Genomic DNA, 13,254 nt, shown 5'->3' with positions numbered 1-13,254 from the left:
ACCAGAAGTCTGGCACGGACTGTGCATTTGTTCCATAGGCAGGTGCGGGATTGTCCTCACTGGCAATCAGATCTTCAACAGGTTTTCAGGAGTTAACGAAATGAAAAAATTTGCAAAGTTCGCTTTGACAGCATTGATCGCAGGGATGACGATGGCTGCTCAAGCTTCGGTTGTCATTGATGACTTTGATGTCAACCAAGGTGTTGGTCAACTGAGTGATTCGACCGCAGATGGTTCTGGTGTTTACAACAGCGTTGTTGGCCCCGTCTCGAGCATCTTGGGTGGCGAGCGTGACATGTTCATCACGGCACTGACCACGGACGGCTTCGGCGCACAAGTAACAACCAATGTAAGCGGTGGACTGTTGAAATACAGCACGGAAACTGGTTCTTCTGGTCGCTCCATTCTGAAATGGGACGGCGTTAACGGCGTCGCAGGCGTATCAACTGGTAGCGAAGCGAACTATCTGGCAACCTTGAACCCTACCGGCTTGGGTGGTTTGGATCTGGCTGCAAGCGGATCTGGTTTCAAGATTAAGGTCAAGGAATCCGATCTGGGCTTTGATTTCGCAATCACTGTCTACACAGATGCTACCCACTGGACCACCCTGGTTCTGTCGTCGGAAGCCCATCACAACTTCCTGCCCGACAACACTCCTATCGATTTTGCTGACTTCTTCGGTGTAGCCAATGAAGCAGGCACGATCCTGAGCAGCGGAGCACTGCGCTTCACCGGTACCGGCGGTTCTGCCGATCTGTCCAGTGTTGGCGCAATTCTCGCAACGATCAATTTCACCGGTAGCGAAGCCGAGATCGATCTGCAAATCGGCGACGTACGTACCGTGCCTGAGCCAACATCGATTGCATTGTTCGGCGCAGCTCTGCTGGCCATGGGTGCAGTTCGTCGCCGCAAGACTGAAGTTAAGTAATCAGCTTACTGCTTGAAAAAAAGGGCACTTCGGTGCCCTTTTTTTATCTCTGCGCGTTTATGACGCTATTGATAGGCGACAACTAATTAGCAATGCCTCACCCTGCCAATGTAGCAAGTGGATCAGAATCAAAGCAGTTCTTGATGAAAGCAAACAGGTACACGCAGGAAATGTACTGAATCGCGATAAACGGCGATCAGCTATCAATCAAACCGGCAATTCATACCGATCTATTCGACTCGATGTGGTAACCGGCACCCAATACCGCTCTATGGCTGCGGCTTCAGCTATGCCCTGTACACGGTCAGCGTAAGCCTGTAGGGTTGCTACACAGTCCTGTCGAGACGCGAAAAACTCGTTAAATTGGCTGCTGTAAAGTGCCATGGCGTCTATTTTTTTCCCTAACCGATCTGCAATCTGAACCACCAAGGGTTCAAGAGTCAGCTCAGGCACCATAGTGACTTGGTTGCGATACCGCGCCATCAGACGATATAGATAAATACTCACCGCAGGGACTGCCAACTGGCGGACGATCCACGGCTGGAGGTTCTTCATCAATGCAGTCTGCCCATAAGCCCTAGCGGCTTGCCGCCAGGCGTTTAGCGCATTGGATGGTGCCAGACTGAGATCCGCTAGGCCACCCTCATAGTGAGCAATTCCGTTGAGGCGGTAACGGGTGCTATGGGGTATACAGCAATAGGGGGCATCCTCATAAAAAAGCAGCTTTTTACGATCAATCCAGGGCTCGAAAACCAAGTGCGCTAGAACATGGTCCACGTGCCAACCTATGCCCAGCGGCACGTAAATCTGTTCGAAATCCAGCTCACCAAGCAAGGCGAACAACTTTTCGCGTAGGGTTGACAGCCATTCCATATCTTGCGCGACGGGTGGACGAAACAGATTTCCCAAACGCTGATAAGCATCGCGGCGAAAAGGTGCGTCCAATTCGTGCAAGCTGACCGACTCAAATCCCAAAAACTCGGCCGCATCCGCCTCCTCTTGATGCCGCTCATCGCCCAAAACGGCGCCATGCAATTTCAGCCCTGACAAGTACCGGGTGAACAAGTTGAGCACCAACACTGGCCCTTCCTCAACCAGCTTGGAAATGACCCCGCCGCAGGAAAAAACTGCATCATCGAGATGGGGAGAGATAAAAACAGCCTGGTAGCGCGTGTGACGAGGCTTATCCATGGTGACTTATTGCAAGAGTATTGCGATAGGCGACCTCCAATGCCTCCACCACCAACTCCGGTCGATAGGCACTGGCACGCTCACGGCCTGCTTCGCCCTGCGTGGCACGGGTAGCAGGTTCTGCTGCCAGCAGTAGCAAACGCTGGGTTAAATCATTGACCGAATCCGGATCAACGATAAAACCGTTGACGCCTTGCGCAACCAACTCCTCTGCAGAAACGATAGCGCTGGTAACAATGACAGGACGCCCAAACCACATAGCTTCCATCACCACCAAGCCTTGTGTCTCCATCAAAGATGGCAACACAAACACATCACAGCCAGCGTAGTAACGTGCGAGTGTCGGATGATCAAGAAAGCCTAGGAACTTGACCTTATCTTCCAGGCCCAGCTGCGAACACAACGCCTCCAATGCATCGCCTTCTGGCCCATGGCCGGCAATCCACAAAAAAGCTTCCGGCACGTTCCTTTGTAACTCTGCAAAAGCCTTGATGAGATAAGGAATATTTTTCTCAGGTCCAAGCCGTCCAGCATACAAAATTGTGAAACCAGATGGGCGTTCAGCAGGCACCACATCTGCGCTGGCTTTGAATACCACTGGATTGGTAATGAAGCGTACTTCAGTTTGCACACCCTCCCTGGATATCTGCTGTGCCAGTTTGAGTGAAGGTGCAATGACCAGATCAAAACGATTATTAAAGGCCACCATCATCTTCCGAATCAAACCTCGGAATGGCCGCATGGGCAATGGCTGCGTTAGGACCTCCGCACTGAAATGGTAGGTGGATATCTGAGGCAGCTTGAGCGATTCGGCCACACGACAAACCTGCCACATCATGAAGCCCACGTAATGGTGGTGCACAAGATCGGGTTGTATCCGCTTGAGGATTTCACGCACAGTCGCGGCTGAGGGTAGTGCCTGGTAAAACCCATACGCCTTGAGAGTAAACACCCGATAGACGGTAACTCCCTCCCATTGCTCGATTTCCGGTTCATCTTTGCGTCGGGTGGTGATGACTGAAATTTTGTGACCACGCCGGACTAATTCAGACGCCACAAGCTTGATATGAACACCCACCCCGGTCGCTGCAGGCAGAAAATCGTCGGAAACCATGCAGATACTCAGCAGTGTTGCCATATTCAAACCTCAAAAATAATAGGTTCCAAGCATTTGTATGACACGGCGATCAGGCAACACTCCATATTCACTGGAGGATCGCCCCATATGCTGCTGAAACTGCAGGGCCACGTCGAATTTGGACCAATGGTGCCGCAGCTCGACCCAAGCCAATCGACTATGGTCACCCGCATTCACGCGCAAAAAAGCCGTCAAATCCAGATCCTTGAGCCATAAGCTTTTTTGGGTCACATAGATCAAGTAGGCCTTGCGGGATACCAGCTCCTGCAGCCGCTGAGCCTCCAGCAAATAGGCGATCTGGCTCGCAGGCATTGCCCCCACAGCAGCCCAGTCGGACTGATTCAATGCAAAGCCGTTGTACTGGTACTCGGTCGTAACAGAAAGCTTGCCCAGCGTCGTATAGGTAACACCACCTGTAAATCGATTTCGGGCAACATCAGCACCCGGTAATGCCAATGCACGGCTCAACAGATCCTGCTCCTTGCCGCGCGACCATTCCAGATGGGCAACAGCAGCATCCGACAACAGCGCAGTAAGACTACTTCCCAGCGTCGCCGATCTATCTTGCTCCTTGTAGAGCAGTACCTGGCTGCTCACGCGTTGGGAAAACTGGGTACTGAGCGCAATCAGGCCACGGTTCCGATTATTGGTAGATCCAAGGTCAAGACTCCAGCTATCGCTACTCGGTTGGCTGGCTAATTTGGGGGAATATGCTACTGACAACGCTCCATCGGACCACAGCCGCTGGCCACGCAACATGACGGTGCCAAGACGATTTTCCCGTAGCGCAAATGGATTTACTGTGGTCTGGTTGCGCAAGCTGCCATCACGAAAGAAGTCCGTCGGGTTGTAACCATAGCCGGGACCATAGCGCAGATTGATACGGCCAAACTCCACGACCGTATTGTTGCCTTCGGGCTGCCAACTCAGATAGGCCTCACGCAGACTATTGATCGTTGCGTCGGCACCAGCATCTGCTGGATAAACACGGTCAAGGCGATCGGAGATGACGGCGCTATAACCTTGACCAAGCTTCGCCGAGTGTGAGAAGTCGAGGGACGCCCGCCCGATATTCTTGCTATCCGTCTGGTATCGCTGGCTGGCATTACCCAATGCACCCTCGACAAAAATCTTGGTACGTCCGTTAGATTCGGGCGCAACTTCGGTGGCGCTCTCGAGACTGAGTGCATCTGCATCCATGTCAGCGCACTGCGCAGGCAGTGCCTGCGCCAAAGCCATAGTCAAGACAAAATAAAAGACGGAACGGTTGAAAAAATGCATAGGCTTACTCGGGTTGGAAACGAGGCAAATAATCTCGCTGCAGCCATGTATCGGGAATGGCACGTGCAACATAGTCAGAAAAACGCATCAGCGTGACCGATTGCGGATTCAGTCCGTCAATGATGACGGTCTCGGTAGGCCGCTCCACACCAAGTTGCGGCTGAAATCGGCGGTAGTAAGCCGTCTTGAGCAGGCGCGACGACTCGGCGAAAAAGCGCGCCTTGATAGGCCGGTTGTTCTCTACGTCAACCCACATCTCTATGCTGGCGTACGTTACATCCGGCGCAGACGCAGTAAGACCCAGCTTATGCGCCTTGCGGGTACGGCGCTCTCCATCCTGCACCTCTTCTTCGCCCAACAATGTTGCGCGGTAGTCCTTTGCCCAGTTCACGGTTGCCACATCGCCATTCGATGCCTGCCCCAACAGCCGCTGTTGCGGCGACAAGCGAACACTCGCCTTCGCCACCGGGTCGTAGAACCAAAGATCATTGCCATTCTTGAGCATCAGCTTGCCGGCATCTCGGGCCGGCAGGACAAACCGGATCAGGCTGGAGAACTGGCCACTTTGCGGCAATGTACGGGAATAGGTGACCAGGGTACTGGTGTCAACTTGTTTGCTGGCCTGGAACTCAGTCAGCGTCACTGTCACGCTGAACGGCCGTCCAGGATTGCGAATGGCGTCACTCGCGGCCAGGATTTCGTCCGCATCGGGTGCAGCATGTACACCCCCGCAACCCAGCATGCAAGAAAAGAAAAATACAAACAGAGACTTCATGGTGATGCAGCTTTCTTTGTCAAACGTGGCGCAAGGCCTCCACGACATCCAGCTTCGCGGCCCGGTGCGCAGGCCACCAGGCAGACAGAACGGCAATGCAGATGAGGCCGACGGTCGTGCCGAGGATCATGCGGGTTTCGCCCCAGACCGTCAGAGTCAGAGGCAAGGGGTCAACGCCGCCGGGTGGCGACCATGTCAAACCCATCTGATTGGCAATGCCAGAAAAGACCAGCGCCACCACGACGCCAAGCACCGCACCACCCATGCCCAACAACATGCCCTCGGTCACGAACAGTTGCCGAATACCCGACCGCCGCAGCCCAATGGCACGCAAAGTGCCTATCTCCACGGTGCGTTCAACCACCGCAGTGTTCATGGTGTTACTCACCGTGAACAGAACGATAGCGCCGATCAAGGCAAAAATGAATCCAAAAATCGTATCGAACAACTGGATGGTTTGGACATAAAAAGGGTTCAAGGTCCGGAAGTCCAACACAGCCAATGGCTGACTCACCGAGAACTTTTCCAATATCGGCGCCAGCCGTACCAGAGCTGCCGGGATCTGCTCAGAGTGCTTGAGCTGGATGACGATAGATGTGACTTTGGGTTCAGACTTGCCGTAAATCAGCTGCTGCGTCTTTGCCAGATGCATCATCACGTAGACCTCATCGAACTCCTTGAATCCCTGCTCTTCCGCACGTATCACCTCCAGCGACGCAACATTCGGCGCGCCACGGGAATTCCCTGCAAGCACTTCAATTCGGCGTGAACTGCCCTGCGCGGGGCCGGATGCCGCAGGCGTTTCCAGCAAACTGAGCTGGGCAATATCGTCTGGGGCCGCAGGGCCGTCCACCTTTTTCTCTTTTTCTGGCTTGGGGCAGCGTGCAATCTTCAAGGCATCGCACAACTGCAGCACGCGCGCCACACCTGTGCCCACAATGGCCGCATCGGCCGGGGCTCCCTCGAGCGCAAACACCGGAGAGCCGCTGCGTAGGCCAAAGTCATTCCAGCGCCGCATACGGTTCACATCCTCGGCCACAAATCCATTCCCCGTAATCGTGCGGGACACCCCTGCCGCGTAATTACCGGCAATGCCGCCAAACTGCAACGTAGGCGTGGCCACCAAGACCATGTTGCGCAGCACCTCATCGTTCTGGATGGCGGCCAAGATTTTCGTGTAGTCGGCAATGCCGTAAGAAGTCGGGTTGCCACTGCCGTACAGAAAAAAGTCCCGGTGCTGGATCTGCAGATGGCCACCATTCTGTACATACTCCGTATGCATAGTCTGGTTGATATTCGTGCTGTAGCCGCCAAACAGCAAAACGGAGGTCGAGCCAATCGCCATTGCCAGCAAGGTCGCCAAGGAGCGGCGCCGGTTCCGCAGCAGATTGCGCACCGCCAAAGACAAAATCATCATGCGGCCTCCCCCACGCCTTTACGGCGCACACCACGGATCGCACCATCGTGCAGGAAGATCGTGTCGTCCGCAGCCTTGATCACCTCCGGGTCGTGGGACGAAAAGATGAAGGAAATCTGGTAACGGTCGACCATGCGGCGCATCAGTGTCAGGATGGCGGCCCCGGTCTGGCTATCCAGGTTCGCAGTGGGCTCGTCGGCGATCACCAGTTTGGGCTTGCGGGCCAAGGCGCGGGCAATCGCGACACGCTGGCGTTGGCCACCCGACAGCTGCCCAGGCAGATTTTTTGCGCGGTCGCTCAAGCCTACGGCCTCCAGCAGCTTGGGCACACGCTCACCGCGCTTCTTGGCCGAGATTCCCGCTAGCAGCAGCGGGTACTCTATGTTTTCATAGGCGCTCAGAACCGGCAGCAGATTGAAGTTCTGAAAAATGAACCCGATGTTCTTGGCGCGAAAGTCGGACAGCGCATCGTCGGTCAACTCACCCACCTTGCAGTTCGACACGATGACTTCGCCCTTGTCCGGCTTGTCGATGCAACCAATCATGTTGAGCAGCGTGGTCTTGCCACTGCCCGAGGGGCCTAGCAACACGGTAAAGCAGGCCTGGCGCACAAAGATATCGACACCGCGGATCACCGGGACGCTGACGGAATCCAGGTGGTAGGTTTTTTCGATCTGGGTCAGAACGGCCACGGGCCGGTAGCCTTTGGCTTGCTCCTCGGTTTGTTCAGTCATCTTTCGCCTTTATTCATGCCGTAGCAGCTACAACTTATCGGCAAGCCGGGACAAGCAATTATTACCGGATACTGTAAGAAATTATTTCGAAATGATAGGGTTTAAACCCCGCCAATTCACTATTCACCCGCGGCGCTGGCCAGTCAAGCCGTGCTGTCACGGGCCAGCGCCACCGCAGCCGCTAAACTGAAGATTTTCGGCGTCACTCCATGAACTTCCTGCGGCCTCCCCCTGCGACCAAATTCCTGATGGTCTGCAGAGCCAATATCTGCCGCTCGCCGATGGCGCAGGCGGTGGCGCAGCATCTGGTGGAACAAGCCGGCCTGGCCCGCGATATCGTGGTGGATTCGGCTGGAACCCATGTGGGCAGCGCCAAAGCCAAACCGGACGCCCGGGCCCAAACGCTTTTATCCCAACGCGGATATGCGCTCGGTAAAAACCGCTCGCGCCAAGTCATTGCCAAAGATTTTGTCCATTACGACCTGGTCCTGGCCTTGGACCAGGCGAACCTGAACGACCTGCGCCAGCTGTGCCCCGCCGAGCACACCCACAAGCTGCGCTTGCTGCTGGAATACGCCGAAGGCACAGACCTGCGCGATGTTCCCGACCCCTACTACGGCAATCTCCAGGGCTTTGAACATGTGCTGGAACTCTGCGAGGCCGGCGCACGCGGCCTGGTCGCGTCCTACCAAGCCTTCAAGCGCTAAAACTTAAACTTTGTAGTAGTCGCGGTACCAGGCGACGAAATTGCCGATGCCGGTCTGTACGCTGGTGCCGGGCACGAAACCGACCCAATCCTGCAAGGCATCGGTATTCGCATAGGTAGCCGGCACATCGCCGTCCTGCAATGGCAGCAGGCGCTTTTCAGCCTTCTGGCCCAGTGCGTCCTCGATGCAGCCTATGAAGTCCAGCAAAGGCACGGGGTTGTTGTTGCCGATATTGAACACCCGGTACGGCGCATTGCTGGTGGCCGGGTCGGCCAATACGGGGTCGTACTGGGGGTCGGGAGCGGCAACGCGGTCCAGCACCCGGATCACGCCTTCGACGATGTCATCCACATAGGTGAAGTCGCGCCGCATATTGCCGTGGTTGAACACGTCGATAGGCCGGCCTTCGAGGATGGCCTTGGTGAACAGGAACAAGGCCATGTCTGGCCGTCCCCAGGGGCCATAGACCGTGAAGAAGCGCAGGCCCGTGGTCGGCAAGTTGTACAAATGGCTGTAGGTATGGGCCATCAGCTCATTCGCCTTCTTGGTCGCCGCGTACAGGCTCACGGGGTGGTCCACGCTGTCATGCTCGGAGAACGGCATCTTGGTATTGCCGCCGTATACGCTGGAGCTGGACGCATACACCAGGTGCTGCACCTGGCTGTGGCGGCAGCCCTCCAAAATGTTCACAAAACCCAGCAGATTGCTGTCCACATAGGCATGCGGGTTCTGCAGCGAATAGCGCACACCGGCCTGGGCGGCGAGGTGGATTACGCGGTCGAATTTTTCAGTGGCAAACAGCTCGGCGATGCCGGAGCGGTCACCCACGTCCAGCTGCACGAACTTGAAGTTCGCATGCGAGGTCAGGCGCTTCAGGCGGTTGTGCTTCAGGTTGACGTCGTAGTAGTCGTTCAGATTGTCCAAACCCACCACCTGGTCACCGCGCGCCAGCAGCTTCAACGATGCTGTCATGCCAATGAAGCCCGCGGCCCCCGTCACCAAAATCTTCATGACCCAATCCTTCGACTTGTACTATTGAAGGTCGATCTTAACTGGCCTGCCGCGTAGTATTCTCATTTAAGGCACACCTGCGAAAGGAAACCGACCATGTTGAAAAAGATACTGCTGGCCAGCGCCCTGCTCGCCGCCCACCTGGCCTGCACCGCGCTCGACGTAAACCAGGCCACGGTTGCCGAGCTGGATAGCATCAAGGGCATAGGGCCTAGCCTGTCACGGCAGATTCTGGCGCAGCGCGACCAGGGCAAGTTCAAGGACTGGGCCGACTTCCTGGCCCGGGTGCCCGGAGTCAAGGCCAAGACCGCCGCCCGGTTTTCCGACCAAGGATTGACGGTAGATGGCACAGCCTATCCAGCGGCGCCGGCCAAACCCTAGGCCGCCGCGCGCAACGCCTGCCGATTCGCCGCAGCCCGCAAGCGGCTGAAGTTCAAAGCCACCAGCAAGACGCCCAGCGCCCCGGCCAGCAGCACCCAGCGGGTGCCCGCGTAGGCTGTCAGCGCCCCGCCGGCCGCCACGCCCGCCGCCTGGCCCAGGAAGAAGCAGGAGGCAAACGACGACACTGCCGCACCCCGGCGCTCGGGCGCCATCTGCGTGGCGTTGATCTGCAAGGTGTTGTGCAGCATGTAAAAGCCCAGGCCCATCACAAAGCAGGCCGGAATCGCCCACCACCAGACCGGCGCCAGGCCCACGGCCAGCAAGGACGCCGCGATCAGCACGCCGCCCCAACTGGTCAGCCCGACCTCGCCCAGGCGCCGCACCAGGGTGGCCGAGAAGATGGCGAACAGCAGACCGCCAAAGCCAAACCACATCACCACCGCACCGGCGGTCGACAGCGACACGCCAAACACCGCGTGCAAATGGCTGGCGATGAAAGCAAACGCCCCGTACAGAAAAGCCCCCTCGGTAAACACCGTCAGCAGCACCACCCGGGCCCAGGGCTGGGACAGCACCTGGCCGAACTCGCTCAGCATGGTGCGCAGCGGATGGCCTTGCACCGCCCTCTGCTGCCGGGCCATGGCCGGCAACTGGCGGTTCACCGAGAACAGTAGCAAGCTGATGGCCGCGAACCCGCCACCGATGAGCAGGAACGGCAGGCGCCAGCCCACGCTGTCGGCGGCAAAGCCGCCCATCCACACCCCGACCGACAAGCCCATGATCTGGCCGATCAGAAACCGGGCCAGCACCGGCTGGCGCCGCGCATACGGCACCACATCGCCGATCCAGGCCATGGACAGCGGGATGATGGCCGCCGCGGTTGCCCCGGCCAGCAGGCGTGCCACCAGCAGCTGGGGAAAACTCTGGGCCAGGCCGCACAGCGAGGCGGTGATGGCGCAGGCCGCGCAGCCCCAGGCGATCACCAGGTACTTGCCAAAGCGGTCGCCCAGCGGGCCGAACAGCAGCTGGGCAAGCCCATAAGCCACCGAGAACACCGTGATCACCCCGGCGGCATGGCCGAGGGAGATGGAGAAGTCGCCGGCCAGCCGCGGCAGCAAGGCGTCGTTGATGCGCAGGGACACACCGCTGGCAAATGCAGCCAGCGACAGGGCGAGAACCGCCGTGCGGGGGATAGGAAGGTCGGCGTTGGGCATGCGCGATTGTCATGCCCCAGGGCAAACCCTTGCCGGCCTAGGTCCAATGCGGTTGCTATATTTTCAATAGCTGCTTGCGCAATCAGTTTCTGCGCCAAAGGCCGATTTACCTCTGCATCTTGGTTGCCAGCAAACCAGACCGGCAAAGTTTTACCCGTTGGCACTGGACAAACTTGTGGATAAGTCCGGCAAACCACTGTATGCCGTGGCTAAGTCCATGTTTTCAAAAGGTAAAGCTTATGCTGCCCATTTAATAGGCAGGTCGAACAAAGCCCCTTCGGCGGCGGAATCGCCTACCATGGCCACCCCGTATTTATCAGCGTGAAGGAGTTTTTTTATGTGGCGACCTCTTGCCCATGCACTCGCCGTACTGCTGGCTGGCACGGTGACGGCCTGCGCAGCCCCGGTGGCCCACACGCTGGATAGCCAGCTCCAGGCCACGCGCTGGCAGCTGCAAACCGCCACCGATGGCCAGGGCCAGCCCATCGCCGCCCTCTTCCCCACGGTGGCGGGTGCCGAACGGCATTTCGTGCTGGAGTTTGCCGAAGAACGGCTAGGCATCCGTGGTGGCTGCAATGCCATGGGCGGCAGTTACCAGATCAGCCCGGACTCTCAGCTGCAGGCCGGCCCGTTGATGGCCACCCGCAAAGGCTGCGAAGCCCCGCTGATGCAGGCCGATACTGCGATCAGCGCCCTGCTGGCCCAGCCCTGGCAGCTGCGGCTGGACCAGGGGCCGCCCCAGCTGCTGCGGCTCCGCTCGGCAGATGGCAAGACCCTGGTGTGGACCCGCATGCCCAAGCCCTGAACGCTATATTTTAAATAGCTGCCAGCGCTTATAGACTAAGCGCCGACAGGCGATTCGGCCTCAAAAAACGGATCAGGCCGCAGCCGCGACTACCGGCTGGGCGCGCTTGTGCTTGACCACCAGCCGGTCGGGCGACAAATACTGCGTGAGGTAAATGTCGAAGGGCATGGTGTCGGCGGCTTCGATGTCTTTCTGGGCCTGCACCGAAGCGACGCTCATGGCCTCGAACTTGGCCTGCTGCTCGGCCGAGAACGGCAGGTCCAGCAGCGTGGCCTGGGTCTGCGCCGACTGGGCGGCGATGAAGGGCACGAAGGCGCTGCCGTAGTCGTTCTGCATGGCTTGCAGCACACGCGCCGATGACAGCAGGTCCGGATTCGCCAGCGCGGCATCGGCAGCAACCAGCGCGTCGCTGTACTGCGTGCCGCCATGGACTGCATCCAGCGCCGCCGCAATCGGCCGGCACTGGGCCACCAGCTCGGCGCCCCACGCGGTCAAAGCCACTTCCTGCCCCGCGCGCTCCAGGCGCAGACCGGGTTCGCGGCCGCGGGCGGCCACGCTGTGCTGGTTGTGTGCGAGTTCGGTAATTTCCTGCGGTGTGTCGGGCGGGCTGTCGGACAGCAGGCAGTGCAGCAGGAACACGTCGATGAAACGCATGGTCTGCGCGGTGATGCCGACGGGCACAAACGGGTCCAGGTCCAGCAGCCGCACTTCCACATATTCCACACCGCGCTCGCGCAGCGCATGCAGCGGGCGTTCGCCGGGGTGGATCACGCGCTTGGGGCGGATGGTGCCGTAGAACTCGTTCTCGATCTGCAGCAGGCTGGTGGCCAGCTGGTTGTAGTCGCCGCCGGTGCCGCGCACGCCCACTGCCTTGTAGGCCGGATAGGGCCGGGTCAACGCATCCTGCAGCGAAGCGCCATAGCCTTCCAGGCTGTTGTAGCTGACGGCCAGCGAGGCCTGGGCATCGCTCTGGTACCCCAGGCGGCCCATGCGCAGCGAGGTGCCGTGCGGCATGTACATGGTGCGCTCGTTCAGCTGCTGCAGTTCGTGCTGGCGGCCGGCAACAAAGCTGGAACAGACGGCGGGCGAAGCGCCGAACAGGTACAGCAGCAAAAACGCATGGCGGCGGAAGTTGCGGATCAGGCCGAAATACTGCTCGCTGCTCACCCCTGGCAGCGACCAGTTGTAGTGGATGCCGGAGATGGTCTGCATGCGCCGGCCGTAGCGGTGGCCCAGGCCCATGCGGTAGACGCTCTTGGCGCGGCCGACGTTCGATGAGCCGTAGCGGCCGATCGGAATGGTCTCGTCGGTGGGCAGGCCGCAGGGCATGCTGGAGACCCACAGCATCTCATTGTCGCCCTGCGCTTGCAGGGTGCGGTAGGTGAACTGATGCACTTCGGTGAGTTCGGCCAGGCAGTCTTCCACGCCGGCATGCACACCGGTGATCAGCTCGACCTGGGACTCGCTGAAGTCGGTGGTGATGTGCGGATGGGTCAGCGCCGAGCCGAGGGCTGCGGGGTGCGGCGTCAGCGCCAGGCTGCCGCCGGGCTGGGCGCGCAGGCTTTCCTTCTCCAGGCCACGGCGTATGCCCTTGAGCCTGTCGGGCGAAAGCGCGGCGAGGCGTTCCAGCAAAGCGGCTGGGGTAGGCACTGGGGAACTGCTCATCGGGGGT

General features: G+C 58.6%; 13 protein-coding genes. 4 read left to right on the top strand and 9 right to left on the bottom strand.

Translation table 11 applies throughout. The annotated features are described in order from the left end of the window. The first annotated feature begins 100 nt into the window (after nucleotides 1-100). The gene (locus J2X19_RS09745; protein ID WP_310372924.1) at nucleotides 101-928 is read left to right on the top strand and encodes a PEP-CTERM sorting domain-containing protein; all 828 of its coding nucleotides are present in this window, start codon (nucleotides 101-103) and stop codon (nucleotides 926-928) included. A 207-nt stretch (nucleotides 929-1,135) separates the two neighbouring features. Here J2X19_RS09745 and J2X19_RS09740 read toward each other — a convergent pair whose 3' ends face one another. Genes J2X19_RS09740 through J2X19_RS09715 form a run of 6 tightly spaced genes read right to left on the bottom strand, consistent with a single transcriptional unit; the run spans nucleotide 1,136 to nucleotide 7,464 of the window. After that, nucleotides 1,136-2,119 (bottom strand): PIG-L deacetylase family protein, encoded by a 984-nt coding sequence (locus J2X19_RS09740; RefSeq protein ID WP_310372922.1) that lies wholly within the window; start codon nucleotides 2,117-2,119, stop codon nucleotides 1,136-1,138. Continuing rightward, the gene (locus tag J2X19_RS09735) at nucleotides 2,112-3,257 is read right to left on the bottom strand and encodes a glycosyltransferase (protein ID WP_310372920.1); all 1,146 of its coding nucleotides are present in this window, start codon (nucleotides 3,255-3,257) and stop codon (nucleotides 2,112-2,114) included. The genes J2X19_RS09740 and J2X19_RS09735 overlap by 8 nt, the downstream gene beginning before the upstream one ends. A 9-nt stretch (nucleotides 3,258-3,266) precedes the next feature. After that, nucleotides 3,267-4,538 carry a hypothetical protein gene (locus J2X19_RS09730; RefSeq protein ID WP_310372919.1) on the bottom strand — a complete coding sequence of 424 codons (1,272 nt, stop codon included), beginning with the start codon at nucleotides 4,536-4,538 and terminating at the stop codon, nucleotides 3,267-3,269. A 4-nt stretch (nucleotides 4,539-4,542) separates the two neighbouring features. Next, nucleotides 4,543-5,313 carry an outer membrane lipoprotein-sorting protein gene (locus J2X19_RS09725; protein WP_310372918.1) on the bottom strand — a complete coding sequence of 257 codons (771 nt, stop codon included), beginning with the start codon at nucleotides 5,311-5,313 and terminating at the stop codon, nucleotides 4,543-4,545. 19 nt (nucleotides 5,314-5,332) lie between these two features. Then, nucleotides 5,333-6,730, bottom strand: a complete 1,398-nt coding sequence (locus tag J2X19_RS09720) for an ABC transporter permease (RefSeq protein ID WP_310372917.1) — start codon at nucleotides 6,728-6,730, stop codon at nucleotides 5,333-5,335. After that, nucleotides 6,727-7,464 carry an ABC transporter ATP-binding protein gene (locus tag J2X19_RS09715; protein WP_116604030.1) on the bottom strand — a complete coding sequence of 246 codons (738 nt, stop codon included), beginning with the start codon at nucleotides 7,462-7,464 and terminating at the stop codon, nucleotides 6,727-6,729. The genes J2X19_RS09720 and J2X19_RS09715 overlap by 4 nt, the downstream gene beginning before the upstream one ends. 209 nt (nucleotides 7,465-7,673) lie before the next feature. Here J2X19_RS09715 and J2X19_RS09710 point away from each other — a divergent pair, with 209 nt between their 5' ends. Further along, nucleotides 7,674-8,171: a low molecular weight protein-tyrosine-phosphatase gene (locus J2X19_RS09710; protein ID WP_310372916.1), complete on the top strand. Its 498-nt coding sequence runs from the start codon at nucleotides 7,674-7,676 to the stop codon at nucleotides 8,169-8,171. Between the two features lie 3 nt (nucleotides 8,172-8,174). Here J2X19_RS09710 and J2X19_RS09705 read toward each other — a convergent pair whose 3' ends face one another. Then, nucleotides 8,175-9,182, bottom strand: a complete 1,008-nt coding sequence (locus tag J2X19_RS09705) for an NAD-dependent epimerase (RefSeq protein ID WP_310372915.1) — start codon at nucleotides 9,180-9,182, stop codon at nucleotides 8,175-8,177. A gap of 96 nt (nucleotides 9,183-9,278) precedes the next feature. Between J2X19_RS09705 and J2X19_RS09700 the strand changes: the two genes are divergently transcribed. Next, complete coding sequence (locus tag J2X19_RS09700) at nucleotides 9,279-9,563, top strand: ComEA family DNA-binding protein (RefSeq protein WP_310372914.1); 285 nt, start codon at nucleotides 9,279-9,281, stop codon at nucleotides 9,561-9,563. Here J2X19_RS09700 and J2X19_RS09695 read toward each other — a convergent pair. Then, the gene (locus J2X19_RS09695; protein WP_310372911.1) at nucleotides 9,560-10,777 is read right to left on the bottom strand and encodes an MFS transporter; all 1,218 of its coding nucleotides are present in this window, start codon (nucleotides 10,775-10,777) and stop codon (nucleotides 9,560-9,562) included. The genes J2X19_RS09700 and J2X19_RS09695 overlap by 4 nt on opposite strands. Before the next feature lie 337 nt (nucleotides 10,778-11,114). Here J2X19_RS09695 and J2X19_RS09690 point away from each other — a divergent pair, with 337 nt between their 5' ends. After that, nucleotides 11,115-11,582 carry an META domain-containing protein gene (locus J2X19_RS09690; protein WP_310372909.1) on the top strand — a complete coding sequence of 156 codons (468 nt, stop codon included), beginning with the start codon at nucleotides 11,115-11,117 and terminating at the stop codon, nucleotides 11,580-11,582. Nucleotides 11,583-11,654: 72 nt separating this feature from the next. Here the strand turns inward: J2X19_RS09690 and gshA are convergent, their stop codons facing one another. After that, the gene (gshA, locus tag J2X19_RS09685; protein WP_310372907.1) at nucleotides 11,655-13,247 is read right to left on the bottom strand and encodes a glutamate--cysteine ligase; all 1,593 of its coding nucleotides are present in this window, start codon (nucleotides 13,245-13,247) and stop codon (nucleotides 11,655-11,657) included. Nucleotides 13,248-13,254: the final 7 nt, after the last annotated feature.

Origin of the sequence: Rhodoferax ferrireducens, from assembly GCF_031458075.1 — a bacterium.
Taxonomy (GTDB): Bacteria; Pseudomonadota; Gammaproteobacteria; order Burkholderiales; family Burkholderiaceae_C; genus Rhodoferax_B; species Rhodoferax_B ferrireducens_A.
Note: the sequence above shows the minus strand (reverse complement) of the source record. Positions and strands in the feature narration are given on the sequence as shown.

Excerpts from the sequence above, each read along its gene's own strand:
- J2X19_RS09745 (WP_310372924.1), top strand. The coding sequence starts at position 101 with ATGAAAAAATTTGCAAAGTTCGCTTTGACAGCATTGATCGCAGGGATG.
- J2X19_RS09740 (WP_310372922.1), bottom strand. The coding sequence starts at position 2,119 with ATGGATAAGCCTCGTCACACGCGCTACCAGGCTGTTTTTATCTCTCCC.
- J2X19_RS09735 (WP_310372920.1), bottom strand. The coding sequence starts at position 3,257 with ATGGCAACACTGCTGAGTATCTGCATGGTTTCCGACGATTTTCTGCCT.
- J2X19_RS09730 (WP_310372919.1), bottom strand. The coding sequence starts at position 4,538 with ATGCATTTTTTCAACCGTTCCGTCTTTTATTTTGTCTTGACTATGGCT.
- J2X19_RS09725 (WP_310372918.1), bottom strand. The coding sequence starts at position 5,313 with ATGAAGTCTCTGTTTGTATTTTTCTTTTCTTGCATGCTGGGTTGCGGG.
- J2X19_RS09720 (WP_310372917.1), bottom strand. The coding sequence starts at position 6,730 with ATGATGATTTTGTCTTTGGCGGTGCGCAATCTGCTGCGGAACCGGCGC.
- J2X19_RS09715 (WP_116604030.1), bottom strand. The coding sequence starts at position 7,464 with ATGACTGAACAAACCGAGGAGCAAGCCAAAGGCTACCGGCCCGTGGCC.
- J2X19_RS09710 (WP_310372916.1), top strand. The coding sequence starts at position 7,674 with ATGAACTTCCTGCGGCCTCCCCCTGCGACCAAATTCCTGATGGTCTGC.
- J2X19_RS09705 (WP_310372915.1), bottom strand. The coding sequence starts at position 9,182 with ATGAAGATTTTGGTGACGGGGGCCGCGGGCTTCATTGGCATGACAGCA.
- J2X19_RS09700 (WP_310372914.1), top strand. The coding sequence starts at position 9,279 with ATGTTGAAAAAGATACTGCTGGCCAGCGCCCTGCTCGCCGCCCACCTG.
- J2X19_RS09695 (WP_310372911.1), bottom strand. The coding sequence starts at position 10,777 with ATGCCCAACGCCGACCTTCCTATCCCCCGCACGGCGGTTCTCGCCCTG.
- J2X19_RS09690 (WP_310372909.1), top strand. The coding sequence starts at position 11,115 with ATGTGGCGACCTCTTGCCCATGCACTCGCCGTACTGCTGGCTGGCACG.
- gshA (WP_310372907.1), bottom strand. The coding sequence starts at position 13,247 with ATGAGCAGTTCCCCAGTGCCTACCCCAGCCGCTTTGCTGGAACGCCTC.